We start from the raw sequence: 23,555 nt of genomic DNA on the forward strand, positions 1-23,555 counted from the left end.
GCTTTCAGGACGCGCGCCGGATCAGAGCGCCAACGCCTGGTCGTTCTCCCGGTGGGACGGGTCCCGTACCTCACCGACCAGCATCTCCAGCACGTCCTCCAGCGCCACCAGCCCGAGCACCCGCCCGGACGCGTCCGCGACCTGCGCGAGGTGCGTGGCCGCGCGGCGCATCACGGTGAGGGCGTCGTCCAGCGGCAGTTCCGCCCGCAGGGTGGCCATGGGCCGCCACACGTGCTGCGGTACGGCCCGCTCGTCCGCCTCCAGGTCGAGGACGTCCTTGACGTGGAGGTAGCCCATGAAGGCCGCGTTGCCCTCCGCGCACACCGGGAAGCGCGAGAAGCCGGTCCGTACGGTCAGCTCCTCGATCTCGCGCGGGGTGACGGCGGGCGTCACCGTCACCAGCGAGGCGCGCGCCAGCAGGACGTCGGTGACCGGGCGGCTGCCCAGCTCCAGCGCGTCCTCCAGGCGCTCCTGCGCCTCCGCGTCGAGCAGCCCGGCCTGGCCGGAGTCCTCGACGAGGCGGTTGAGCTGCTCACTGGTGAAGACCGCCTCCACCTCGTCCTTGGGCTCGACCCGGAACGCCCGCAGGACCACCCGGGCGCACGCGCCCAGCGCGGCCGTGACCGGGCGGCAGAGCCGGGCGAAGCCGACGAGCCCGGGGCTGAGCCACAGCGCGGTCTTCTCCGGGGCGGCCATGGCGAGGTTCTTCGGGACCATCTCCCCGATGACCAGGTGCAGGAAGACCACCAGGGCCAGGGCGATGACGAAGCCCAGCGGATGGATCAGCCCCTCGGGCACCCGGACCGCGTGGAACAGCGGCTCCAGCAGCCGCGCCACCGTCGGCTCGGCGACCGCGCCGAGCGTCAGGGAGCAGACGGTGATGCCGAACTGCGCCGCCGCCATCATCTGCGGCAGGTTCTCCAGACCGTGCAGCACCTGCCGGGCCCGGGCGGAGCCGTGGGCGGCGTGCGGCTCGATCTGGCTGCGGCGTACGGAGACGAGGGCGAACTCGGCGCCGACGAAGAACCCGTTGGCCAGGACGAGGAGCACGGCGAGGCCGAGTTGCAGCACGCTCATCGGGAGCCCTCCGCCATCGCGGGGGTGTCCGTGGAGGCGTCCTGCGCCACCAGGCCCGGCAGGTCGTCGTGCGCGCCGCCGGACGGACCGTCACCGGCCGCGCCCACCGGCGCCTTCGCGGGGCCGCCGGTACGGGATCCGGCGGGCCGGGAGGCGGGCGCGTCGGCCGCGAGGTCCTTCGAGGTGTCCGCGTACGCCTCCGCCGGTACGTCGCCGGTACGGACCAGCCGTACCCGCTCGGCCCGGTAGCGGTCCACCCGCCGGACGGAGAGCCGCCAGCCGGGCAGCTCGGCCCGGTCCCCGGGAGCGGGGATACGGCCCAGCAGGTCGGCGACCAGGCCCGCCAGCGTCTCGTACGGGCCGTCCGGCACGTCCAGGCCGATGCGCCGCAGGGTGAGGACGCGGGCGCTGCCGTCGGCCTCCCAGGCGGGCCTGCCGTCCTCGGCGGCGACGGGGGCCAGTTCCGGCCGCCCGTCGCCCTCGGCGTCGTGCTCGTCCCTGACCTCGCCGACGAGCTCCTCGATGATGTCCTCCAGGGTGACGACCCCGGCCGTACCGCCGTACTCGTCGACCACGACGGCTATGGGCTGTTCGCTGCGCAGCCGCTCCAGCAGCTGCTGGACGGGCAGGGTCTCGGGGACCAGCAGCGCCGGGACGGCGATGCGCCCGGCCTCCGTACGCGCCCGCTCGTCGCGGGGCACGGCCAGCGCGTCCTTGAGGTGCACCATGCCGACGATCTCGTCGATGCGCTCCCGGTAGACCGGGAAGCGCGACAGGCCGGTCGCCCGGGTGAGGTTGAGGACGTCGGCGGCGGTCGCGTCCGACTGGAGGGCGCTGACCTTCACGCGCGGTGTCATCACGTGCTGCGCGGTGAGCCGGCCGAGGGACAGGGTGCGTACGAACAGGTCCGCCGTGTCCTGTTCGAGCGTGCCCGCCTGGGCCGAGTGCCGGGCCAGCGAGACCAGCTCGCCGGGGGTACGGGCCGAGGCGAGCTCGTCCGTCGGTTCCACGCCCAGCATCCGGACGAGGCGGTTGGCGACGGTGTTGAGCAGGGTGATCACCGGCCGGAACGCGGTGGAGAAGAGATGCTGCGGTCCGGCGACGAACCGGGCCACCTGGAGCGGCCGGGACACCGCCCAGTTCTTGGGGACGAGTTCGCCGATCACCATCTGGACGGCGGAGGCGAGCAGCATGCCCACCACCACCGAGATCCCGGAGACGGCGCCGTCGGGCAGCCCCGTCGCGGTCAGCGGCCGGTCGAGCAGGTGGGCCAGGGCCGGTTCGGCGAGCATGCCGACGACCAGAGACGTGATGGTGATGCCGAGCTGGGTGCCGGAGAGCTGGAACGACAGCTCGCCGAGTGCCTTGACGACGGTACGAGCCCGCCGGTCGCCCGCGGCGGCCGCGCGCTCGGCGTCGGGCCGGTCCACGGTGACGAGGCCGAACTCGGCCGCCACGAAGAAGCCGTTGGCGAGGATGAGAAGGAATGCCGCGGCGAGCAGCAGAAGGGAGAGGGTCATGCCGCCGCCTCGTCGAAGGGGGCGGCGCAGGTACTACCGGATGATCCGTCCATTGCTGGAGGGAGTCACTCCTCGGGTCGCAGGATGCCCCACGGGCCGGACACGGCCGTCGGATGCGGGGCGCGGCGCACTTCGGCGCCGCCACCCACCAGAGTAATCAAGACAGGGGCGTGGAGGGCAGGGGCTCAGCCGTTGTGGCTTCCGGCGTCACCGGAACCGGCGCCTCCGGGACCGGTCCCGGGGCCCTGCGGCGCGGCGTCCCGGGTGTCGGTTCCGGTGCCGTGGGACTCCGCGAGGGCGCGCAGGGCGCGCGCGTCCCGGATGGCGTGTTCCTTGGCGACACCGGGCTGGATGGCCAGGACGGGCAGGCTGCTGCCGTCGCTGAGGTCGAGGAAGACCCACGGGTCGCCGGTGCGCAGATTGACCCGCAGGATCTCCGCCCAGGCCAGGCGGCGGGTCCGGGTGAGATTCACCACGGTCACCCCCTCGGCGTCGGCGACGACCTTCGGGCGGCTCAGGAGCGCGAGCACCCCGAAGAAGAGCGCGGCGGTGACGATGAAGCTCAGCCGCTCCCCCGGATTCAGCTGCTCCAGCGTCAGGCCGATGACGGAGATGACCGCGAACATCACCGCGCCGACGCTGAGGAGCACGATCCGGGTACGGGTGGCCCGGAAGGTGACGGGGAGCACGGGCAGCACTGACATGGTGTTTTGGTCTTCCAGAGGTGGCGTCGGAGCCGGGGGTACGGGCCGGCGGGAACGGGCCGGTCTCAGAGGCGGCAGGCGTGGATGGCGGTGGTGAGGATCGCGCGTGCGCCCAGCTCGTACAGGTCGTCCATGATCCGCTGCGCCTCCTTGGCGGGGACCATGGCGCGGACCGCGACCCAGCCCTCGTTGTGCAGCGGGGAGATGGTCGGCGACTCCAGGCCGGGCGTGAGGGCGACGGCGCGCTCCAGGTGCTCGGCGCGGCAGTCGTAGTCCATCATCACGTAGCTGCGGGCCACCAGGACGCCCTGGAGGCGGCGCAGGAACTGCTGCACCTTGGGCGACGCGGAGTCCGCGCCGGTGCGGCGGATGACGATCGCCTCGGAGGTCATGATCGGCTCGCCGATGACCTCCAGGCCCGCGTTGCGCAGGGACGTACCGGTCTCGACCACGTCGGCGATGATCTGGGCGACGCCCAGTTCGATCGCGGTCTCGACCGCGCCGTCCAGGTGGACGACGGACGCGTCGACGCCGTTGTCCGCGAGGTGCTTGGCGACGATGCCCTCGTACGAGGTGGCGACGGTCATGCCGCCGAACTCCGCGACCCCGTTGGCCGTGCCGGGCTTGGTGGCGTAGCGGAACGTGGAGCGGGCGAAGCCGAGCGGCAGGATCTCCTCCGCGCTCGCGCCGGAGTCCAGCAGCAGGTCGCGGCCGGTGATGCCGATGTCGAGCCGGCCCGAGCTGACGTAGATCGCGATGTCGCGGGGGCGGAGGTAGAAGAACTCGACCCCGTTCTCCGGGTCGACCAGGACCAGTTCCTTGGACTCCTTGCGCTGCTGGTAGCCGGCCTCATGGAGCATCGCCGACGCAGGTCCGGAGAGGGAGCCTTTGTTGGGGATGGCGATGCGCAGCATGGGGTCCGATTCCTTTGTGCGGAGGGGCGGGTGGTACGGGGCCTGGCGATCCGGTCAGGGAGGCGTACGGCGGTACGGCTCAGAGATGGGCGTACACGTCGTCGAGGGAGATGCCGCGCGCCACCATCATCACCTGGACGTGGTAGAGCAGTTGGGAGATCTCCTCGGCGGCGGCCTCCTTGCCCTCGTACTCCGCGGCCATCCACACCTCGGCCGCCTCTTCGACGACCTTCTTCCCGATGGCGTGCACGCCTTTTTCCACCAGCTCGGCGGTGCGTGAGGTGGCGGGGTCGCCGCTGGCGGCCTTCTGCTGGAGCTCGGTGAACAGCTCCTCGAACGTCTTCTTCGACATGGTGGCGCCCACTTTACGCGGCCCGGCCCGTCTCTCAACGCCAGGGTTCGGCCACAGTACGGAGGACGGTCGCGGTGGCGACGGCGGCCGTCACCGCCTCGTGGCCCTTGTCCTCGTGCGACTCCGGCAGGCCCGCGCGGTCGAGGGCCTGGTCCTCGGTGTCGCAGGTCAGCACCCCGAATCCGATGGGGACGCCGGTGTCGATGGAAACCTGGGTGAGGCCCTGCGTGACGCCCTGGCACACGTACTCGAAGTGGGGGGTGCCGCCCCGGATGACGACGCCCAGCGCGACCACGGCGTCGTAACCGCGGTCCGCCAGGACCTTGGCCACGACCGGCAGTTCGAAGCTGCCGGGCACGCGCAGCAGGGTCGGCTCGTCGATGCCCAGTTCCCGCAGGGCGCGCAGGGCGCCGTCGACCAGGCCGTCCATGACCTTCTGGTGCCACTGCGCCGCGATCACGGCGACCCGGAGGTCACCGCAGTTCTTCACACTCAGTTCGGGTGCGCCCTTGCCGCTCACGTCTCTCCTCGAAGCTCGTTCTGTGCCTGGTCACGGGTGGACGCAGGGGTCGTAGGTGTAGGTGTAGGTGTAGGTGTATGTGTCCTACTGGTTGCCGCAGGCGGACACGGCGACGGCCGGATCCAGCCACGGCAGGTCGTGCCCCATCCGGTCCCGCTTGGTGCGCAGGTAGCGGAGGTTGTGCTCGCCGGCCTGGACGGGCATCGGCTCGCGGCCGGTGACGGTGAGCCCGTGGCGTACCAGCGCGGACGTCTTGTCGGGGTTGTTGGTCATCAGCCGCAGGCTGCGCACGCCGAGGTCGTCCAGGATCCGCGCGCCGGCCGCGTAGTCCCGGGCGTCGGCGGGCAGGCCCAGTTCCAGGTTGGCGTCGAGGGTGTCGCGGCCGCGCTCCTGGAGTTCGTACGCGCGCAGCTTGGACAGCAGCCCGATCCCCCGGCCCTCGTGGCCGCGCAGGTAGACCACGACTCCGCGGCCCGCCTCGGTGATCCGGTCCATGGAGGCCTGGAGCTGGGGGCCGCAGTCGCAGCGCAGCGAGCCGAAGATGTCGCCGGTGAGGCATTCGGAGTGGACGCGGACGAGCACGTCCTCGCCGTCGCCGATCTCGCCGTGGACGAGGGCGAGGTGCTCGACGCCGTCGGCGACCGAGCGGTAGCCGTACGCCGTGAAGTCGCCCGAGGCGGTGGGCAGATGGACCTTTGCCTCGCGGCGGACGGCCGGCTCGGTCGTACGGCGGTACGCGATCAGGTCCTCGATGGAGATGATCGTCAGGCCGTGCTTGCGGGCGAACGGCACGAGGTCGGGCAGGCGCAGCATCACGCCGTCCTCGCCCGCGATCTCCACGATGGCCCCGGCGGGGCGCAGTCCGGCCAGCCGGGCCAGGTCGACGGCGGCCTCGGTGTGACCGTTGCGTACCAGCACCCCGCCTTCCTTGGCGCGCAGCGGGAAGACGTGTCCGGGCCGTACGAAGTCGGCGGGGCCCGCCGTGCCGCCGGCGAGCAGCTGGAGCGTGGTGGCGCGGTCGGCGGCGGAGATGCCGGTGGTGACGCCGTGGGCGGGGCCCGCGTCCACGGAGACGGTGAACGCGGTGCCCATCGACTCGGTGTTGTGGTCCACCATCTGCGGCAGGGCGAGCCGGTCCAGTTCGTCCCCCTCCATGGGGGCACAGATCAGGCCGCGGCACTCGCTCATCATGAAGGCGATGATCTCCGGCGTGGCCTTCTCGGCCGCGATGACGAGGTCGCCCTCGTTCTCCCGGTCCTCGTCGTCCACGACGACGACGGGCCGGCCCGCGGCGATGTCGCGGACGGCCTGTTCGACCGGGTCGAGGGCGAAGTCCTCGGCGTTGTCCGTGGAGTACCAGGTGGGCAGTGCGGTGGTGGTCATGCTGCTGCTCCTTCCAGAGAGACGGCGCCGGCCCTGGAGCGCAGCCACCAGTCGCGCATCCCCCACAGGACGAGGGCAAGGTAGATCACGTACACGAGACCGGAGAAGGCGAGCCCGCTGCTGAACGCGAGGGGGACGCCGACGAGGTCGACCAGGAGCCACGCGAACCAGAACTCCACCAGGCCGCGGGCCTGGGCGACCATCGCGGCGAGGGTGCCCACGAAGATGTACGCGTCGGGCCACGGGTTCCAGGAGAGGTCGGGGAAGGCGGTGAAGAGGCCGCCGACGGCGAGCGTGCCCACGGCGGTGCCGCCGAGCAGGGCGGCGCGCTCACGCCAGGTGGCGAAGCGGACGGCGACGGTGCCGTCCTGCGCCTGCCGCCGGCCGCGCTGCCAGAGCCGCCAGCCCCACAACGCCACGCCGATGACGAGGAGTTGTTTGCCGACTCCGCCGCTGAGGTCCGCGGAGGCGTAGGCGCCGACCAGAATCAGGCCGGAGAGGAACTGGGCGGGCCAGGTCCAGATCGAGCGGCGCCAGCCGAGCGCGAGCGCGCCCAGGCCGATGATGTTGCCGATCATGTCGGACCACAGGATGTGCTGCCCGAAGGCGGTGAAGGCCTCGCCGTTCAGCCAGGTCAGGGCGCTCACTGGACGGGCTCCCCGGATCGGGCGCCGAGCAGGCGCTCCACGTACTTCGCGATGACGTCGACCTCGAGGTTGACCGGGTCGCCGGGTCCCTTGTGGCCGAGGGTGGTCAGCGCGAGGGTGGTGGGGATGAGGCTGATGGTGAAGTAGTCGGGCCCGGCGTCCACGACCGTGAGGCTGACGCCGTCCACGGTGATGGAGCCCTTCTCCACGACGTACTTGGTGAGGTGCGCGGGCAGCGCGACCTTGACGATCTCCCAGTGCTCGGAGACCTCACGTGCGACAACCGTGCCGGTGCCGTCCACATGGCCCTGGACGATGTGCCCGCCGAGCCGGCCGCCGACGGCCATGGGGCGTTCCAGGTTCACCCGGGAGCCGACGGCGAGCGCGCCGAGGCTGGAGCGGTCGAGGGTCTCGGCCATCACGTCGGCGGTGAACGCGCCCCCGTCCAGGTCGACCACGGTCAGACAGACACCGTTCACGGCGATGGAGTCGCCGTGCTTGGCGCCGTCGGTGACGACGGGGCCGCGCAGCGTGAAGCGGGAGGCGTCGCCGAGACTCTCGACGGCGGTCACCTCACCCAGTTCTTCGACGATTCCGGTGAACACTCAGTGCTCCTTCGTGGGGGTGCCCGGGGTGGCGGGCACGGGGGTGGAGGTGTCGGCGACGGCACTGTCGTGGACGGCGGTGTGAGGGACGGTGGAGTCGGGGAGCGCGGTGTCGGGGACGGCACTGTCGGGGACAGCGGCGTCGGGGACGGCGGTGACGCGCAGGTCCGCGCCGATCCGGGTGCTCTCCGTCATGCGCAGTCGCAACGCCCGCGCGAGCGTGGTGATTCCGGCGTCCCCGAGGGCGTGGGGTCCGGCCCCCAGGAGGACCGGGGCGAGATAGCCGACAACGTGGTCGACGGCGCCCGCGGCGACGAACGAACCGGCCAGCGAGGGACCGCCTTCGAGGAGGACGGAGCGGACCCCGCGCTCGTACAGCGCCGCGAGCAGGGCGGGGATGTCCAGGCCGCGGTCCGCACGGGGCAGCCGTACGACGTCCTTGAGGTGCCCCCGCCCGCCCAGGTCGGCGTCCTCGGCGACGGCGATCAGGGTGGGCGCGGCGGAATCCAGGATCCGCGCGCCGGGCCGTACCGCCGTGGCCTCGGTGTCGACCACGACACGCAGCGGCTGTACGGCGCCGTCGATGCCCCGCACCGCGAGGTGCGGGTCGTCGGTGCGGGCGGTGCCCGACCCGACCACGACGGCGTCGGCCTCGGCGCGCAGCCGGTGGACGTCGGCGCGGGCCTCGGGGGAGGTGATCCAGCGGCTGGTGGAGTCGGCGGCGGCGATCCGGCCGTCGAGGGTGGCCGCGTACTTCCACCGGACGTGGGGGCGGCCGAGCCGTACGGAGGTCAGCCAGGCGGTGTTGCCCGCTTCGGCCTCCTCTTCGAGCAGCCCCCGCTCGACCGTGACCCCGGCCGCGCGCAGGGTGCCGGCGCCGCCCCCGGCCCGGGGGTCGGGGTCGGCGACCGCGTACACGACCCGGGCGACGCCCGCGTCGACGAGTGCCTGGGAGCAGGGGCCCGTACGGCCGGTGTGGTCGCAGGGTTCGAGGGTGACGTAGGCCGTGCCGCCCCGGGCGCGCCCGCCGGCCGCGCGCAGGGCGTGGATCTCGGCGTGCGGGCCGCCGGCCCGCCGGTGGAAGCCCTCGCCCGCGAGGCGTCCCGAGGCGTCGAGAATCACGCAACCGACGACCGGGTTCGGGCTGGTGGAGCCGAGTCCGAGGGCGGCGAGCGTGATCGCGCGACGCATCGCGTCCGCGTCGGTCACCGCTTCGGCTTCCGTTGCCACCGGGTCCTCCTGCCTCTGGGGCACGGACTCCGGGGCCTGTCGATGACGACAGAGAAACGGGACACATCCGGGACGCCCGGTCCGGCGAACCGGCTCGTCCGAGGACGAACCGCCGACGGCGGCAATACCCGATCATGGCCCGCCGCGCACTGCCTCCCATCCGGACTTTCACCGTCGGTCCAGGAATCTCACCTGGTCAACCGGCCGCTGGCTGCGGACGGGTCGCGGACTATAACCGCCGGTTCGGAATTACACCGACCCCGGAGTGCGCTGCTTCTGGTACAGAAACAGTGTGCCACGCCTGATCGTCGGCCAACCGGGTGACCCTTGTGTGCTGACTCACAGACGGTCAGCGCATGGTCACCGATCGCCCAGGGCAGGACTGTCGGTTCGGCCGGCGCCGGGTCGTCGGGTTGTCGGCGGACCGGCGTGATCGGCCGGAGGGGAGCGGCGCGGTCGGCGGACCGGCCGGTGCCCGGCCCGCAGGCCAGCCGGCGCGCGGTCGGCGGACCAGTGGCGCCCGGTCAGCGCGTCTCCGCCCCCGGCGCGAACAGCTCGTCCTGCGCGGCGTCCCGCGCGGTCAGCAGCGCCCCGCGCAGGACCGCCGCCCCGCCGAGGGTCCCGGCCCTGACCTCCGTACGCAGCGGGGTCATCGCCGCGAGCCGTTCCTCGACCCGGGCGGCCAGGGCCGCGCCCCCCGCGTGGCCGATCTCGCCCGCCAGGACGACCCGGCCGGGGTCGAGGACCGCGCTGACCGCCGCCGCCCCGACGGCCAGCCGCTCGGCGAGCGTGACGAGGAACGGTTCGCCCTTCTCCCCCGCCGCCAGGGCGGCGCGCACATAGGCCGCCGCCGGTACCTCCCGCGGCCCGGGCTCGGGGGTCAGGCCGTGCCGCTCGCCCAGTTCGCAGACGGCCGCCGCGCCCGCCAGGCTGTGGAAGCCGCCGTCGCAGGCGAGCGCGGAGGGCAGCTGCGAGGTGCCCGGCACGGGCAGGAAGCCGATCTCGCCCGCCCCGCCGGAGGCCCCTCTGCGGAGGCGGCCGTCGAGCATGACGGCCGCGCCCACGCCGTGGCCGAGCCAGAGCAGGACGAACGTGTCCTGCCCCTGGGCCGCGCCGAGGCGCTGTTCGGCGAGGGCGGCGAGATTGGTCTCGTTCTCCACCAGGACGGTCGCGGGGAGCCGTTCGTGCAGGGCCGTGACGAGCAGCCGGTGCCAGGCGGGCAGCCCGCTGGTCTCGCGCAGTTCGCCGCTGACCGGGTCGACCAGTCCCGGCGCGCCGATGCCGACGCTGTGCAGGCGTACGGCCCCGGCCTCGCGGGCGGTGCGCTCCAGCAGGGCGGCGGCCTGCTCGACGGCCGGTTCGCTGGCGGTGTCGCTGCCGATGGGCAGGGTGGCCTCGGCGAGGGTGGCGCCCAGCAGGTCGGCGACGACGACGGAGACGCTGTGGGTCCGTACGTCGAGCGCGGCGAGATGGGCGCGGTCGGCGACGATCCCGTACACCCGCGCGTTGGGCCCGCGCCGGCGGTCGCCGGTCTCCCCGACGACGTGGACGAGCCCGGATCCCTGGAGCCGTTCGACCAGATCGGCGACGGAGGGGCGGGAGAGCCCGGTCATCGTCTTGAGCTGTCCGGCGGTCAACGGGCCTTCCTGCTGGAGGAGTCGGAGCGCGAGCCGGTCGTTGATGGCACGGGCGGTGCTCGGTGATGCGGCCATGCGGGGATCCTTCCAGATCGCCTGCGGGTGTTTTCGCTCGGTGGTCCGCTATCTATCAGGCAGGGTTCCTGATAGTTTACTCCCCGCATCGACGGCACGGGCGGCCACACACACGACCGGCAGGGGAGGACTGGACGCGATGACGACCGAAGCGGTCTACGACGGGGCGAGGTTGCGGCAGGCACGGAGGGCCGTGATGGCGGTCTTCTGCGTGCACGGCGCCGTGACCGGCAGCTTCGCCACCCGTATCCCCTGGATCCAGGACCACGCGGGCATCAGCGCGGGCCAGCTCGGCCTGGCGCTCGCCTTCCCCGCGATCGGCGCGTCCCTCGCGATGCCGCTGGCCGGCGCGATCAGCCACCGGCTCGGGGCACGCCAGGCGCTGCGCGTGCTGCTCGCGCTGTGGACGCTCTCCCTCGTCCTGCCGTCCCTGATGCCCAACCTGTACGTGCTGTGCCTGGCGCTGTTCGTGTACGGCGCGACGTCGGGCATGGCGGACGTCGCGATGAACGCGCTCGGCGTGGAGGTCGAGAACCGCCTCAACAAGTCGATCATGTCCGGCCTGCACGGCATGTGGTCCATGGGGGCGCTGATCGGCTCCGCCGCCGGCACCGTGGCCGCGCACCTGGGCACGGACGCGCGGATCCATCACCTGATCGCGGCCCTGGTGCTGACCGCCCTCGGCCTGCTGGCCTGCCGGCGGGTCCTGGACCTGCGCAGCGCGCCCGACGAGGAGCCGCCGCCGCACTTCGCGCTGCCGCCGAGGTCGGCGCTGCTGATCGGGGCGGTCGGGTTCTGCGCGGTCTTCGCGGAGGGCGCGAGTCTCGACTGGTCCGCCGTCTATCTCCGGGACGTCCTGGACACCTCGGCCGGGGTCGCCGCCGCGTCGACCACGGCCTTTGCCCTCACGATGACGGTGGCACGGCTGGTGGGCGACCGGGTGGTGGACCGGTTCGGGGCCGTACGGACGGTCAGGACGGGCGGGACACTCGCCCTGGCGGGCGGGGTCCTGGTGGTCGTGGCGCCCCATCCGCCGGTCGCCATGGCGGGCTTCGGGCTGCTGGGACTGGGTGTGGCGGTGGTCGTACCGCTCGCCTTCGCGGCGGCCGGGCGCAGCGGGCCCAACCCCAGCCAGGCCATCGCGGGCGTCGCGACGATCACGTACACCTCGGGGCTGATCGCCCCTTCGGCGATCGGCGCGGTCGCCGACGCGACGTCGCTGGTCGTCTCCTTCGGGGTGGTGACCGTGCTGGCCTTCGGCCTGATCGCGGGCGCCGGGGTGCTGCGGACGGGCGACCGGCGGCCGGCCGGGGTCAGCGGTCCGGCCGCGGACGCAGCATCGACGAAGACAGCGACCTGACGTGGTCGCTCCAGGCGACGGGCCGCAGGGTCCGGGGGTCGAGGCGGACCACCGTACGGGTGCCGTGGGCGTACGTCACCGAGGCGTCGGCCGAGCAGACGCGGAAGCCGGCGGTGGCCGACGTACGGCCGAGGGGTTCCAGCCACAGGTGTACGGCGTACTCCCCCGCCCGGTCCAGCGCCAGGTCGAAGACGATGTGCAGGTCCTTGACGACGTTGAACTCGTCGCCCTCGGCGGCGGCGAACTTCCGGCCGCCGAATCCCTGGCTCTCCCAGTAGGCGATCCAGGCGCGCTCGACCAGCACCGCGTAGCGGCTGTTGTGGAGCAGGCCCATCGGGTCGAAGTCGTCGAAGTACACGGTGAGCGGGACCAGGACGCCGAAGTCGACGTGGTCGGTGGTGGGCTGGGTGCCAGCGGTCACGAGGGGACTCCCGGGCGGTGCGAGACGGCCGAGATGGCCGGTATGGATGTTTTTATCCTATCCGCCTCGCGCATCCGCGCAGGAGTCCCGCCCGCATCCCTTCAGAGCTAGCCCGCGATCGAGTCCAGCTGCTCCGCCGCGGGCCGCAGCGCCCAGACGTCGCCGCCGGGCGGCGCCTGGAGCAGCGGGACGGCCGCGCGCGCCTTGCTGTCACCGGCGTCGGCCGCCGCGTGGACGACGTCGCTCGCCGCGTACCGGTAGAACTCCAGCTCCGGATGCGGCCAGGCAGCCGCCCCGGTCGCGGCCGGCAGCAGATAGTCGACGGCCTTGAACAGGCTCTGCCCCTGGGGCCCTTGATGGGCCCAGAGGTCCACCCCGACCTGCTTGCCGATGGCGGCGAGGCGGGTGTACGCCACCAGGTCGAAGGTGGAGTAGTGCCAGCTGCGGGTACGGGCCAGTTCCTGCGGCTGGCTGCCGTCGGCCGCGATCTGCGGATCGATCCGCCGGGCCCGCGAGTCGAGGACGGTCCTGCGGGCGAGCGCCTTGTCGCCGGTGGCCAGCGCGAGGGACGCCACCTGGAGGTCCATGAAGGTGCCGTGGTTGTTCTTGGCCGCCGACTCCTCCTTGCCGAAGGGGGAGTTGACCAGCCAGCCGAGGAAGTCCTTGTTCCACGCGCGCATTCCGTTGCGGTCGCTCTTCGTCCAGCCGGGCGCGCCCGTGTCGAGGATCGCGAGCGCGTCCAAAACCGAGCTGAACTGCTGGCTGAAATCAATGATGCCGATCGCCCGGCCGTCGTACTTGCAGGGGATGAACTGCCCATGGTTCAGGTTCGGGTTCATCCGGGTCGCGGGGTCGACGAACCAGGCGCGCAGGACTTTCGCCGCCTGCTCGGCGTACTCCCTCTGGCCCGTGTAGTACCAGGCCAGGCTGAGCGTGGTGGTCGAGTTGAACACCTTGCCGAGGTCGGGGCGGTCGGTGCCGGTGTCGACCTCGGGGTTCCGCTCGCCGTCGCGCTGCACGTACGGACAACCCCATGGGTTCTCGGCGGTCTTGGGCTGCGAAGGCCACCAGTACGGGGCCTGGCTCAGGTAGTCGTGAGGATCGCCGCTGGGCGCGGGCCTGGGCTTGTCGACCACGGTCCAGGGCCCCTGGCCGAGCCATGAATCGGCCTGCGCGGTCAGGGACTTGAGGGCCTTCTTGAGGGCGGGGTCACCCTTGTCCAGGGCGATACGGGCCTGCTGGAGCCGCTTCCCGTCGATCACCGGGGTTGCGGGGACGGCGGGGGCCGCGGTGGAGGGGACAGCCGGGATCAGGACGGCCGCGGCGGTGAACACGGCGGCGATCAGGGTCCTCAGGCGCCTTCGGGGGGTTCCGCTCATCGAGCGCTCCCATCATCATGTATGTGAATGACATTCACGAACGAGACCGTTGGAGCGTAGAGGTGCCCTCTGCGACTGACAATGGTTCGCACACGATTCATGAATGGGAACTGCTATAGGCATACGTGTCCGACAGAAGCCCCTGTCACCGCCCCGCCCCCGCCCCGCTCAGTCCTCCGGCAGCTCGACCGGCGCGATCTCGTCGAACACGTCGCCGGGCCCCGGGTTCGACGGGTCCGTACCGCCGCCAAAGTGGGTCATCACGCCCCACACCGCGTTCAGCGCGGTCTGGACCGCGCCCTCGGCCCACCCCGCCGTCCACGAGATGTCGTCCCCGGCCAGGAAGATCCCCCGTTTGTCGGCGGGCAGCCGGTCCTGCATGAAGTGGGTGAACAGCCGCCGCTGGTAGCGGTAGTGACCGGGCAGGTTCGCCTTGAACGCGCCCATGAAGTACGGCTCGTTCTCCCACGACACCGTCACCGGACTGCCGATGATGTGCCGCCGTATGTCGACCCGCGGATAGATCTCGCGCAGCGAGGTGAGCATGACCTCCATGCGCTCCTCGGCCGACAGCGGCAGCCACTTGAGGCTGTCGTCGCACCAGGTGTACGAGAGACAGATGACGGCCGGTTCGTCAGGGCCGTTCTCCAGCAGGTACGTGCCCCGCGTCATCCGGTCCGTGAGCGTCATCGACATGACGTCCCGCCCGGTGGGCCGCCCCTGGTCGTCAAGCGCCTCGTCGCGCCAGAACGGCCGGTCGACCGGCACGAACAGCTTGGACGACTCCATGTAGTGGGTCCGCTCCATCGCCGTCCAGTGGTCGATCGGGAAGAGCGAGTCGTCGCAGGCGATCTTGGAGAGCAGCAGCCAGGACTGGGCGGTGAAGATCGCGGCACGGTACGTACGGATCCGGCCCGACGCGTCCGTGACGGTGACGCGGTTGCCCGCGGTGCGGTGCAGCCGGGTCACGGCGGGGCGCGGCGCGCCGTCGTGCAGCGACTTGAGCGAGGTCCCGGCCGGCCAGAACGTCATCTTCTCCGGCGCGCGCGACCAGAGCCGCAGCGGCAACTGCTCGCTGCCGCCCACGATGCCCTGGTGGTGGTCGTCGGCCTCGGTGTAGACAACGCGCAGGATCTCCAGGATGGAGTTGGGGAAGTCGGTGTCCCAGCCGCCGGTGCCGAAGCCCACCTGGCCGAAGATCTCCCGGTGGCGGAAGGACTTGAAGGCGGGCGAGTCGCACAGGAAGCCGTAGAAGGTCTGGTTGTCGAGCTTCTCCACCAGCCGGGCCCAGATCTCCCGGATCCGCGGCACGTCACGCTCCCGCAAGGCCCGGTTCATGCCGGAGAAGTCGGCGCCCTCCTCCAGGCAGGTGTTCCAGGCGGCCATCACGTCGCGGTAGACCTGCGGGAGGTCGTCGATGGTCCTGGCGTAGTGGGACTCGCCCTTGAGGTCGACGACGGTCGAAGGGGTGCCCGCGGCCAGCGGGTTGGGGAAGGGCCGCGTCTCCAGGCCCACCAGGTCGATGTAGTGCTGGAGCGCGGTGGACGACGGCGGGAAGCGCATCGCGCCCATCTCGGCGGTCAGTCCGGGGTCGCAGCCCTCGAAGCCGACGGTACGGAGCCGGCCGCCGAGGCGGTCGGCCTCGTACACCACCGGTCTCAGCCCCATCCTCATCAGTTCGTACGCGGCGACGAGGCCGGAGACCCCGCCGCCGATGACGGCGACCTCCTGGCCGTGCTCGGTCGCCGGTATCTGGCCGAGGCCGACCGGGTCCCGGAGGAAATCGTCGTACGCGAAGGGGAAATCGGGTCCGAACATGGTGATCGGCGGCAGCGCCGGCTCGACGTGCTCGACAGCGGTGGGCACCGTCATGGGGTACGGACTCCTTGCGGGTACGACTGGCGCGGGGTGGGAAAGGCGGGCCGGGTGTCAGCTGAGGGACGTGTACAGCCCGGGACGGCGGTCCAGCAGATACGGATTGGCCTCGCGGGAAGCGCTCAGCAGCGCCGGGTCGGCCTCACCGAGGACCAGTTCCTCGCCGCGTCCGGCGCGCGCCCGGGTCGCGCCGTCGGGTCCCGCCAGGCGGCTCAGTCCGACGAACTCGAACGCGCCCTCCTGGCCGGTCCTGTTCACGTACGCGACGTACATCTGGTTCTCGAAGGCCCTGACCGGCACGACGGATTCGGCGACGAACTCGAAGGGGTGCATCTGCGCCGTGGGCACCAGCAGCAGGTCGGTCCCGGCGAGGGCGTGGGCCCGGACGTTCTCCGGGAACTCGACGTCGTAGCAGATCAGCAGTCCGAGCCGCAGCCCGCCCAGCTCGGCCTGGACGACGGGCCGGTCGCCGGGGCTGAAGTGCGCGTGCTCGAACGGGCCGAAGAGATGGGTCTTGCGATAGTTCGCGAGCCGCGCCCCGTCGGGGCCGACGACCTGGGCGGCGTTGAAGACCCGCTCGCCGTCGCGCTCGGGGTAGCCGTACGCGACCGCGATCCCGTGCCGGGCGGCGATCGCGGCGACGGCCCGGGCACCGGCGCCGTCGGCGGGCTCGGCCAGCCGGCTCACGTCGTCGCCGATCGCGTACCCGGTCAGGAACATCTCGGGACACACCAGCAGCCCGGCCCCGGCCGCCGCCGCCCGGCCGGCCGCCGCGTCGAGCACCGCGAGACTGCCCGGCACGGAACCGGGCCGGCCGGAGCTCTGGAGCAGGGCGGTGCGGAGCGACGGCATGGCGGGACCTCGGACGGTACGAAAGGGGTTCTGGGGGACGTCTCGACCGTACGGGCCGCCGCCCGGCCGGGACAAGAGACGTCCGTTGCGCGCCGACCACCGATCTGTTGCGCGAGGGAGGGTGGGGGCGGCGATTTGTTGCGCGGGGGGTCTCAGCCGTGACGCGCGGGTGAACCCGGGGCGCCGGGAGACCCCGACGAATAGCGCCTGAGCAGGGGCGACAGCACCAGCACCGATTTCGTCCGCTCGACGTAGGGCTCGCCCGCGATGCGTTCGAGGACCTGCTCGAAGTGGCGCATGTCGGCGGCGAAGACCTGGACGATCGCGTCGGCGTCCCCGGTCACGGTCGAGGCGGACGCGATCTCCGGGTAGCGCTCCAGGCCCCGGTGGATGGCCTCGGGCGAGGTGTTGCGGCTGCAATAGATCTCGATGAACCCCTCGGTCTGCCAGCCGAGCGCGGCGGGGTCCACCCGTACGGTGAATCCGGTGATCGCCCCCTCGGCCCGCAACCGGTCGACCCGCCGCTTGACGGCCGGCGCGGACAGCCCGACGAGCGCCCCGATGTCCGCGAAGGAACGGCGGGCGTCCTCGGCGAGGGCGTGGACGATGCGTTCGTCGAGATCGTTGAGTCGCACTGCTGGTGGTTCACTTCTCTGCGGTGGCGGGTCGGCGGAGGCCGTCACCGAAGTAGAACACGACGCCCCGTACGACGGAGGAGAGGCACCCACACACGTGGGGTGCCTCTCCTCCGTAAGACCCGGCGGGACCGGTCCGGTGTGACGCCGTCGTCTACTCCACCACGAGCAGGCCGTCCCGCAGCCGCCCGGTGATCCGGGACAGCAGCCGGGACACATGCATCTGGGTGACGCCCAGTGCGGCGCCGATCTCCGCCTGCGTCATCTCGTCGCCGAAGCGCATCTGGAGGATCTGCCGCTCCCGGTCGTCCAGCTCCCGGAGGAGCGGCTTGAGCGCCTGGACGTTCTCCGCCGCCTCCAGGCCCGCGTCGGGGGCGCCGAGGCGGTCGGAGAGCGGGGCGGAGGAGTCCGAGGAGTCGTCGGAGGGGATGTCGATCGATCCGGCCGTGTAGCCGTTCCCGGCGACGACGCCCTCGATGACCTCCTCCTCCTCCAGCCCGAGGTGTTCGGCCAGCTCGGCCGTCGTGGGCGCGCGGTCCAGCCGCTGCGACAGGTCGTCGGACGCCCGCGCGAGGTCGATGCGCAGCTCCTGGAGCCGGCGCGGCACGTGCACGGCCCAACTGGTGTCCCGGAAGAACCGCTTGATCTCGCCGACGATGTACGGGACGGCGAAGGTCGCGAACTCCACCTCGCGGGTGAGCTCGAAGCGGTCGATCGCCTTGATCAGGCCGATGGTGCCGACCTGGACGATGTCCTCCATCTGGTCCGCGCGGTTACGGAACCGGCCCGCCGCGTACCGCACCAGCGAAAGGTTCAGCTCGATCAGGGTGTTGCGCGCGTACTGGTACTCACGCGTGCCCTCCTCCAGCTCCGCGAGCCGGGCGAAGAAGAGCTTCGAGATCTCCCGTGCGTCCTTGGGTGCCACGTCCGCCGGGCGCTCCAGATACGGAAGGGCGTGCTCCGTGGACGTGGCGTCGTGCCGCGTCCCGTAGCGGATGCGCGTCGCCGGCACCGCGTTCGCCGTGGACACATCGGCCTCCCTTGCTCCGTGGACAGTGCGGGAAGGCGCTTACCCGGTCCTCACCCATCCATGTCCGCAAACTTCAGAAATTTTTCGCGGACTTCGGAAGCCCGCCCCGCTGCCCGCCCCATCGACCTCGCCGGCTCAGCCCCAACTGGCGTGCAGCGGCTTGCCCTCGGCGTATCCGGCGGCGCTCTGGGCCCCGACCACGGCCTTCTCGGTGAACTCCGCCAGCGAGCCCGCCCCCGCGTAGGTGCACGCCGAGCGCACGCCCGCGACGATCGAGTCGATCAGGTCCTCGACGCCGGGCCTCGCCGGGTCGAGGAACATCCGGGAGGTGGAGATGCCCTCCTCGAACACCGCCTTGCGCGCCCGGTCGTACGCCGACTCCTCGCTCGTACGGTTGCGTACGGCGCGGGCGGACGCCATCCCGAAGGACTCCTTGTACAGCCGCCCGTCGGACGCCTCCTGGAGGTCGCCCGGCGACTCGTACGTCCCCGCGAACCACGAGCCGATCATCACGTTCGAGGCACCGGCGGCCAGCGCCATGGCGACGTCGCGCGGGTGCCGTACACCCCCGTCGGCCCAGACGTGCTTGCCGTGCTTCGCCGCCTCGGCGGCGCACTCCAGGACGGCCGAGAACTGCGGCCTGCCCACGCCCGTCATCATGCGGGTGGTGCACATGGCGCCGGGGCCGACCCCGACCTTGACGATGTCCGCGCCCGCCTCGATCAGGTCCCGTACCCCCTCGGCGGAGACGACGTTGCCCGCGACGACGGGCACGTCGGGGCGGAGCGCCCGGACGGCCCTGACGGCGGCGAGCATCGACTCCTGGTGGCCGTGCGCGGTGTCGACCACCAGCGTGTCGACCCCGGCGTCGAGCAACTGCCGGGCCTTGCCCGCCACATCCCCGTTGATCCCGACGGCGGCGGCGATCCGCAGCCGGCCCCTGCCGTCGACGGCGGGGGTGTAGAGGGTGGCGCGCAGGGCGCCCTTGCGGGTGAGGATCCCGGCGAGCCGCCCGTCCGCGTCCACGGCCGGGGCGAGCTTGCGGTTGGCCCCGTCGAGCGCGTTGAACGCCTCACGCGGGTCCCTGTCCGCGGCGATCGCCAGCACGTCCTTGGACATGACCTCGGAGAGCTGGGTGAAGCGGTCCACACCGGTGAGGTCGTGCTCGGTGACGATCCCGACGGGCCGGCGGTCGGCGTCGACCACCACCCCCGCGCCGTGGGCCCGCTTGGGCAGCAGGGACAGGGCGTCGCCGACGGTCTGGGAGGGCGACAGCACGATCGGGGTGTCCAGCACGAGGTGCCGGGTCTTGACCCAGCCGACGACGTCGGCGACGACCTCGATGGGGATGTCCTGGGGGATGACGGCGAGCCCGCCGCGCCGGGCGACGGTCTCGGCCATCCGGCGGCCCGCGATCGCGGTCATGTTCGCCACGACGAGCGGGATGGTGGTGCCGGTGCCGTCGGGGGCGGAGAGGTCGACGTCCTGACGGGAGGCGACGGCCGACCGGCCGGGGACCATGAACACATCGTCGTACGTCAGGTCGTAGGACGGTGTCTGGCCGTTGAGGAAACGCATGCTGACCCTGTCACCTGGAGTTCTGCGGAAGGGGTGGGTGGGGAGTCAGCACCGGGCCGGAGCGGACCGGGGCGACGGCTCCTACGTCATCATCACCGATCACCCGGGCCGGGGGCGAACACCGGCCCCCGGTTCTGTGGCTTCCTCCGGACCCCGGGCCGCGTTCTTGGGCGTTCGTCCGTCGCGACCGCGTGACAGGAAACACAGGGGAACACACAGGATTCCGGCGGGCCGCCCCGGACAGGCTCCGGCGGGCCGGATACCCCCCTAGAGCGTGTCCGGGTCCGACCGCTCCAGCGCCGGGCGCGGCGCCGGCGTGAACTCCGTCAGCAGGAAGTCCGCCGCCGCCGTGTCCGTGACCAGGCTGGTGACCAGACCCGAGCGCAGCACCGCCCCGATCGCCTCGGCCTTGCGCAGTCCGCCCGCGATCGCCACGACCTCCGGGATACGGCGCAGCCGGTCGGCCTCGACCGTGATGCACCGCTCCCCCAGGTCACGGCCGACCCGCCGGCCCTCCGCGTCGAAGAGGTGCGCGGACATCTCGGCGGCCACGCCGAGCGAGGCGTAGTGGGACCGCTCCTCGTCGCTCAGCATGTCGTGGACCGTGGAGATCCCGGCCTCCCACGAGCCGATGGAGACGGCCGCGACCGTCACCTTGTCGAAGTACTCGAAAGCGCGGGCGATGCCCGGCTGGCTGCGCAGCGCGGCGGCCGTCGCCGGGTCGGGGAGCAGCATGGGCGCGTAGATGGGGTGCGCCTCGCCGCCGGAGACCTGGGCGGCGCGCCGTACGGCCTCGACCGAGCCGCGCTCGGCCGTGCCCGCGTCGTACACCCCGGTCAGCTGGACGACCGTGCAGGGCGGCAGCCGGTCGAGCGCGGCGGCCATGTGGATCGTCGAGCGGCCCCAGGCCAGCCCGAGCACGTCGCCCTCCGCGACCAGTTCGCCGAGCAGGTCGGCGGCCACCTCGCCCAGGTTCTCCGGGTCGGGCGACTCGTCGGCGGCCTCCGCGGGGGACTCCACGACCACGGCGTGCCGCAGTCCGTAGCGGGCCCGCAGGGCGTCGGAGCGCTCCGCGTCCAGCTCGGCGGGTACGCGGATCTCGATCCGTACGAGATCGCGCTCCAGGGCGGTCTCCAGGACCCGGGCCACCTTGAAGCGGCTGACGCCGAACTCCTCCGCGATCTGGATCTTGGACTTGCCCTCGAGGTAGAAACGGCGTGCCATGGCCGCCGCCTGCACCAGCTCCGCGGGTCCCATCCGCAGGGCCGGCCGACCCGCCGACATACCAGACACCGCGATCTCCTCACTGCTCTTCACACTCTGGGCTCTTCGCACCCCGGATCCGCTCTTCATCCTGTCAGATCCAGCCGTTCTTGATCAGCCCTGATGGGGCCCGTTCACTTACGTGTGGCTCAGTGGTCGATTCGGCGCGCGTCAGTGCGCGCACGCCCAGGACGCGGCCGCGGTCGCCTCGTTCGCCTGGTTGCGCAGCATCCGTACGGCGGCGGCCGGATCGTCCGTCCCGTACACCGCGGAACCGGCGACGAAGACGTCCGCCCCGGCCTCCGCGCAGCGCTCGATGGTGGTGGCGGAGACCCCGCCGTCGACCTGGATCCACAGCTCCAGGCCGTGCTTGGAGACCAGCTGCCGGGTGCGGCGGATCTTCGGCAGCATGATGTCCAGGAACGCCTGTCCGCCGAAGCCCGGCTCGACCGTCATGATCAGCAGCATGTCGAGTTCGGGGAGAAGGTCCTCGTACGGCTCGATCGGTGTCGCCGGCTTGAGCGCCATGGACGCCCTGGCCCCCTTGGCGCGGATCTCACGGGCCAGCCGTACGGGCGCGGCGGCGGCCTCCACGTGGAAGGTCACCGAGCCCGCCCCCGCCTCGACGTACTGCGGGGCCCAGCGATCGGGGTCGTCGATCATCAGGTGGCAGTCCAGCGGGGTGTCCGTCGCCCGTCCGAGCGCCTCGACCACCGGGACGCCGAGGGTCAGGTTCGGTACGAAGTGGTTGTCCATGACGTCGACATGGAGCCAGTCGGCGCCTTCGACGGCCTTCGCCTCCTCGGCGAGCCGGGAGAAGTCGGCGGACAGGATGCTGGGGTTGATCTGAGCCATGTGCCAAGCCTGCCATGCTCCGGGGCGCTTCCCGACCGTCCGGGGGAGGCCGGATCCGGCCGATGTCCGCCACGGACAGTCACACTCCGCGCAATCCTCGCGTATCGCGCGGACGGGTGACGCCGCACATCAAGCCCGTCCGCCGCTTGAGGACACCGCCGCGCCGGCGGCGGTCACACACCGCGCGCCGAAGCTCACGCGGTACGGCGCAGCAGGGCCAGGTACATCGCGTCCGTGCCGTGCAGGTGCGGCCAGAGCTGGACGTCCGGGCCGTCCCCCAGCGCGGGCACGCCCGGCATGAGGGGCCTGGCGTCCACCCATTCCGCGGCGACGGCCGGGCCGCCGCGGCCGCGGAGGACGTCCTCGACCACGATCCGGGTCTCGGCGAGGTGCGGCGAGCACGTCGCGTATCCGACGACCCCACCGATCCGTACGGCACCCAGCGCCTCGCGCAGCAGGCCGCGCTGGAGCGGGGCGAAGCCCTCCAGGTCCTCCGGGCGGCGGCGCCAGCGTGACTCGGGGCGGCGGCGCAGCGCGCCGAGACCCGAGCACGGGACGTCGACCAGCACCCGGTCGAAGGAGCCGGGGACCCACGGCGGGCGGGTGCCGTCGGCGGTGATCACCTGGTACGGCCCCGGGTTCCCGGCGAGCGCGCGGGCCACGAGGCGGGCGCGGTGGGGCTGTTTCTCGGCGGCCAGCAGGAAGGCGCCGCGTTCGGCGGCGAGGGCGGCCATCAGGGCCGCCTTCCCGCCGGGGCCCGCGCAGCCGTCGAGCCAGCGGGCGTCGGAGCCGTCGAGCGGGGCGTTGGCCACGGCTGCCGCGACCAGTTGGCTGCCCTCGTCCTGGACGCCGGCCCGGCCGTCCCGTACCGCGTCCAGCGCTCCGGGCTCGCCGCCCTCGGCCAGCCGTACCGCGTAGGGCGACCAGCGGCCCGGCAGCGCGGAGTCCTCACCGACCGCTTCGAGCAGTTCGGCGGTGGTGGAGCGGCCGGGGCGGGCGACGAGCGTCACCTCGGGGCGTTCGTTGTCGGCTTCGAGCAGGTCCTCGATGCCGGCGCGGCCGCCGCCCAGCGCGTCCCACAGCGCGGACACCACCCAGCGGGGGTGGGAGTGGACCACCGCGAGATGGTCCTCGGGGTCCTGGTCGTACGACGGGGCGACCTGCTGGAGCCAGGAGTCCAGGTCGTGCTGCGAGATCTTCCGCAGGACGGCGTTGACGAACCGCGCGCGGCCGTCGCCGAGGACCACCCGGGCCAGTTCGACACTGGCGGAGACGGCGGCGTGCGTGGGGATGCGGGTGCCGAGGAGCTGGTGGGCGCCGAGGGCCAGCACGTCCAGGACGGGCGGGTCGACCTCGCGCAGCGGCCGGTCGATGCACGCGGAGATGATCGCGTCGTAGGTGCCCTGGCGGCGCAGCGTCCCGTACACCAGCTCGGTGGCGAGGGCCGCGTCGCGGGTCTCGAACTCCTTGTTCTCCCGGGCCTTCTTGAGGAGGGGCGGGAGAACGAGGTTCGCGTACGCGTCCCGTTCGTCCACCGCCCGTAGCGCCTCGAAGGCGAGCATCCGCACGGGATCCTTCTTGGGGCGGCGGTACGGGGTGGCGGGACGGCGACGGGCCTGCTCGTTCAAAGGTGCTCCGCGGTG

General features: G+C 72.3%; 22 protein-coding genes and 1 riboswitch. Of the genes, 1 reads left to right on the forward strand and 21 read right to left on the reverse strand.

The features are described 5' to 3' along the window. Positions 1-21 precede the first annotated feature (21 nt). The 11 genes from ACIODU_RS18930 to ACIODU_RS18980 form a co-directional block, all read right to left on the reverse strand. Positions 22-1,077 carry a hemolysin family protein gene (locus ACIODU_RS18930; RefSeq protein ID WP_356431111.1) on the reverse strand — a complete coding sequence of 352 codons (1,056 nt, stop codon included), beginning with the start codon at positions 1,075-1,077 and terminating at the stop codon, positions 22-24. After that, entirely contained in the window at positions 1,074-2,597 is a 1,524-nt protein-coding gene (locus ACIODU_RS18935; protein ID WP_401768833.1) for a hemolysin family protein, read from the reverse strand. The genes ACIODU_RS18930 and ACIODU_RS18935 overlap by 4 nt, the downstream gene beginning before the upstream one ends. 185 nt (positions 2,598-2,782) lie before the next feature. Next, the gene (locus ACIODU_RS18940; protein WP_401768836.1) at positions 2,783-3,301 is read right to left on the reverse strand and encodes a PH domain-containing protein; all 519 of its coding nucleotides are present in this window, start codon (positions 3,299-3,301) and stop codon (positions 2,783-2,785) included. Positions 3,302-3,366: 65 nt separating this feature from the next. Further along, a complete protein-coding gene (gene hisG / locus ACIODU_RS18945) occupies positions 3,367-4,215 on the reverse strand; it encodes an ATP phosphoribosyltransferase (protein ID WP_356431116.1) in 849 nt (282 codons plus the stop codon). A gap of 79 nt (positions 4,216-4,294) precedes the next feature. Then, positions 4,295-4,567 carry a phosphoribosyl-ATP diphosphatase gene (locus ACIODU_RS18950; RefSeq protein WP_085208505.1) on the reverse strand — a complete coding sequence of 91 codons (273 nt, stop codon included), beginning with the start codon at positions 4,565-4,567 and terminating at the stop codon, positions 4,295-4,297. Positions 4,568-4,601: 34 nt separating this feature from the next. Next, positions 4,602-5,087 carry a 6,7-dimethyl-8-ribityllumazine synthase gene (ribH, locus tag ACIODU_RS18955; RefSeq protein ID WP_356431117.1) on the reverse strand — a complete coding sequence of 162 codons (486 nt, stop codon included), beginning with the start codon at positions 5,085-5,087 and terminating at the stop codon, positions 4,602-4,604. Positions 5,088-5,171: 84 nt separating this feature from the next. After that, the gene (locus tag ACIODU_RS18960) at positions 5,172-6,470 is read right to left on the reverse strand and encodes a bifunctional 3,4-dihydroxy-2-butanone-4-phosphate synthase/GTP cyclohydrolase II (RefSeq protein ID WP_401768840.1); all 1,299 of its coding nucleotides are present in this window, start codon (positions 6,468-6,470) and stop codon (positions 5,172-5,174) included. After that, positions 6,467-7,117, reverse strand: a complete 651-nt coding sequence (locus tag ACIODU_RS18965; RefSeq protein WP_356431121.1) for a nicotinamide mononucleotide transporter family protein — start codon at positions 7,115-7,117, stop codon at positions 6,467-6,469. Before ACIODU_RS18965 ends, ACIODU_RS18960 begins: the two co-directional genes overlap by 4 nt. Then, a complete protein-coding gene (locus ACIODU_RS18970; protein ID WP_401768843.1) occupies positions 7,114-7,722 on the reverse strand; it encodes a riboflavin synthase in 609 nt (202 codons plus the stop codon). Before ACIODU_RS18970 ends, ACIODU_RS18965 begins: the two co-directional genes overlap by 4 nt. Then, positions 7,723-8,913: a bifunctional diaminohydroxyphosphoribosylaminopyrimidine deaminase/5-amino-6-(5-phosphoribosylamino)uracil reductase RibD gene (gene ribD / locus ACIODU_RS18975; RefSeq protein WP_401769156.1), complete on the reverse strand. Its 1,191-nt coding sequence runs from the start codon at positions 8,911-8,913 to the stop codon at positions 7,723-7,725. A 181-nt stretch (positions 8,914-9,094) separates the two neighbouring features. Further along, positions 9,095-9,225, reverse strand: a riboswitch (FMN riboswitch). 251 nt (positions 9,226-9,476) lie between these two features. Further along, positions 9,477-10,664, reverse strand: a complete 1,188-nt coding sequence (locus ACIODU_RS18980) for an ROK family transcriptional regulator (protein ID WP_401768846.1) — start codon at positions 10,662-10,664, stop codon at positions 9,477-9,479. A 139-nt stretch (positions 10,665-10,803) separates the two neighbouring features. Between ACIODU_RS18980 and ACIODU_RS18985 the strand changes: the two genes are divergently transcribed. Next, the gene (locus ACIODU_RS18985; RefSeq protein ID WP_356431126.1) at positions 10,804-12,024 is read left to right on the forward strand and encodes an MFS transporter; all 1,221 of its coding nucleotides are present in this window, start codon (positions 10,804-10,806) and stop codon (positions 12,022-12,024) included. Here ACIODU_RS18985 and ACIODU_RS18990 read toward each other — a convergent pair. The 10 genes from ACIODU_RS18990 to ACIODU_RS19035 form a co-directional block, all read right to left on the reverse strand. Then, the gene (locus ACIODU_RS18990) at positions 11,978-12,445 is read right to left on the reverse strand and encodes a thioesterase family protein (RefSeq protein WP_356431127.1); all 468 of its coding nucleotides are present in this window, start codon (positions 12,443-12,445) and stop codon (positions 11,978-11,980) included. The two genes, ACIODU_RS18985 and ACIODU_RS18990, sit on opposite strands and share 47 nt — an antisense overlap. Positions 12,446-12,552: 107 nt before the next feature. Further along, positions 12,553-13,824 carry an alginate lyase family protein gene (locus ACIODU_RS18995; RefSeq protein ID WP_401768850.1) on the reverse strand — a complete coding sequence of 424 codons (1,272 nt, stop codon included), beginning with the start codon at positions 13,822-13,824 and terminating at the stop codon, positions 12,553-12,555. 168 nt (positions 13,825-13,992) lie between these two features. Beyond that, on the reverse strand, positions 13,993-15,696 hold the full coding sequence (locus ACIODU_RS19000; RefSeq protein WP_356431131.1) for an NAD(P)/FAD-dependent oxidoreductase: 1,704 nt from the start codon (positions 15,694-15,696) through the stop codon (positions 13,993-13,995). A gap of 57 nt (positions 15,697-15,753) precedes the next feature. Beyond that, positions 15,754-16,551, reverse strand: a complete 798-nt coding sequence (locus ACIODU_RS19005; RefSeq protein ID WP_401768853.1) for a carbon-nitrogen hydrolase family protein — start codon at positions 16,549-16,551, stop codon at positions 15,754-15,756. Positions 16,552-16,703: 152 nt separating this feature from the next. Beyond that, the gene (locus tag ACIODU_RS19010; RefSeq protein ID WP_161309538.1) at positions 16,704-17,186 is read right to left on the reverse strand and encodes an Lrp/AsnC family transcriptional regulator; all 483 of its coding nucleotides are present in this window, start codon (positions 17,184-17,186) and stop codon (positions 16,704-16,706) included. 154 nt (positions 17,187-17,340) lie between these two features. Continuing rightward, positions 17,341-18,216 (reverse strand): SigB/SigF/SigG family RNA polymerase sigma factor, encoded by an 876-nt coding sequence (locus tag ACIODU_RS19015; RefSeq protein WP_401768856.1) that lies wholly within the window; start codon positions 18,214-18,216, stop codon positions 17,341-17,343. A 135-nt stretch (positions 18,217-18,351) separates the two neighbouring features. Next, positions 18,352-19,794, reverse strand: coding sequence for a GuaB1 family IMP dehydrogenase-related protein (locus ACIODU_RS19020; protein WP_401768859.1), 1,443 nt, complete (start codon positions 19,792-19,794; stop codon positions 18,352-18,354). A gap of 267 nt (positions 19,795-20,061) precedes the next feature. Then, entirely contained in the window at positions 20,062-21,111 is a 1,050-nt protein-coding gene (locus ACIODU_RS19025) for a sugar-binding domain-containing protein (RefSeq protein ID WP_356431137.1), read from the reverse strand. A 117-nt stretch (positions 21,112-21,228) separates the two neighbouring features. Continuing rightward, positions 21,229-21,912 carry a ribulose-phosphate 3-epimerase gene (gene rpe, locus ACIODU_RS19030; RefSeq protein ID WP_401768863.1) on the reverse strand — a complete coding sequence of 228 codons (684 nt, stop codon included), beginning with the start codon at positions 21,910-21,912 and terminating at the stop codon, positions 21,229-21,231. Positions 21,913-22,106: 194 nt separating this feature from the next. Then, on the reverse strand, positions 22,107-23,540 hold the full coding sequence (locus ACIODU_RS19035; RefSeq protein WP_401768866.1) for an RsmB/NOP family class I SAM-dependent RNA methyltransferase: 1,434 nt from the start codon (positions 23,538-23,540) through the stop codon (positions 22,107-22,109). Between the last annotated feature and the right edge of the window lie 15 nt (positions 23,541-23,555).

Source organism: Streptomyces sp. NPDC088261, from assembly GCF_044740805.1.
In the GTDB taxonomy this organism is placed as follows: Bacteria; Actinomycetota; Actinomycetes; order Streptomycetales; family Streptomycetaceae; genus Streptomyces.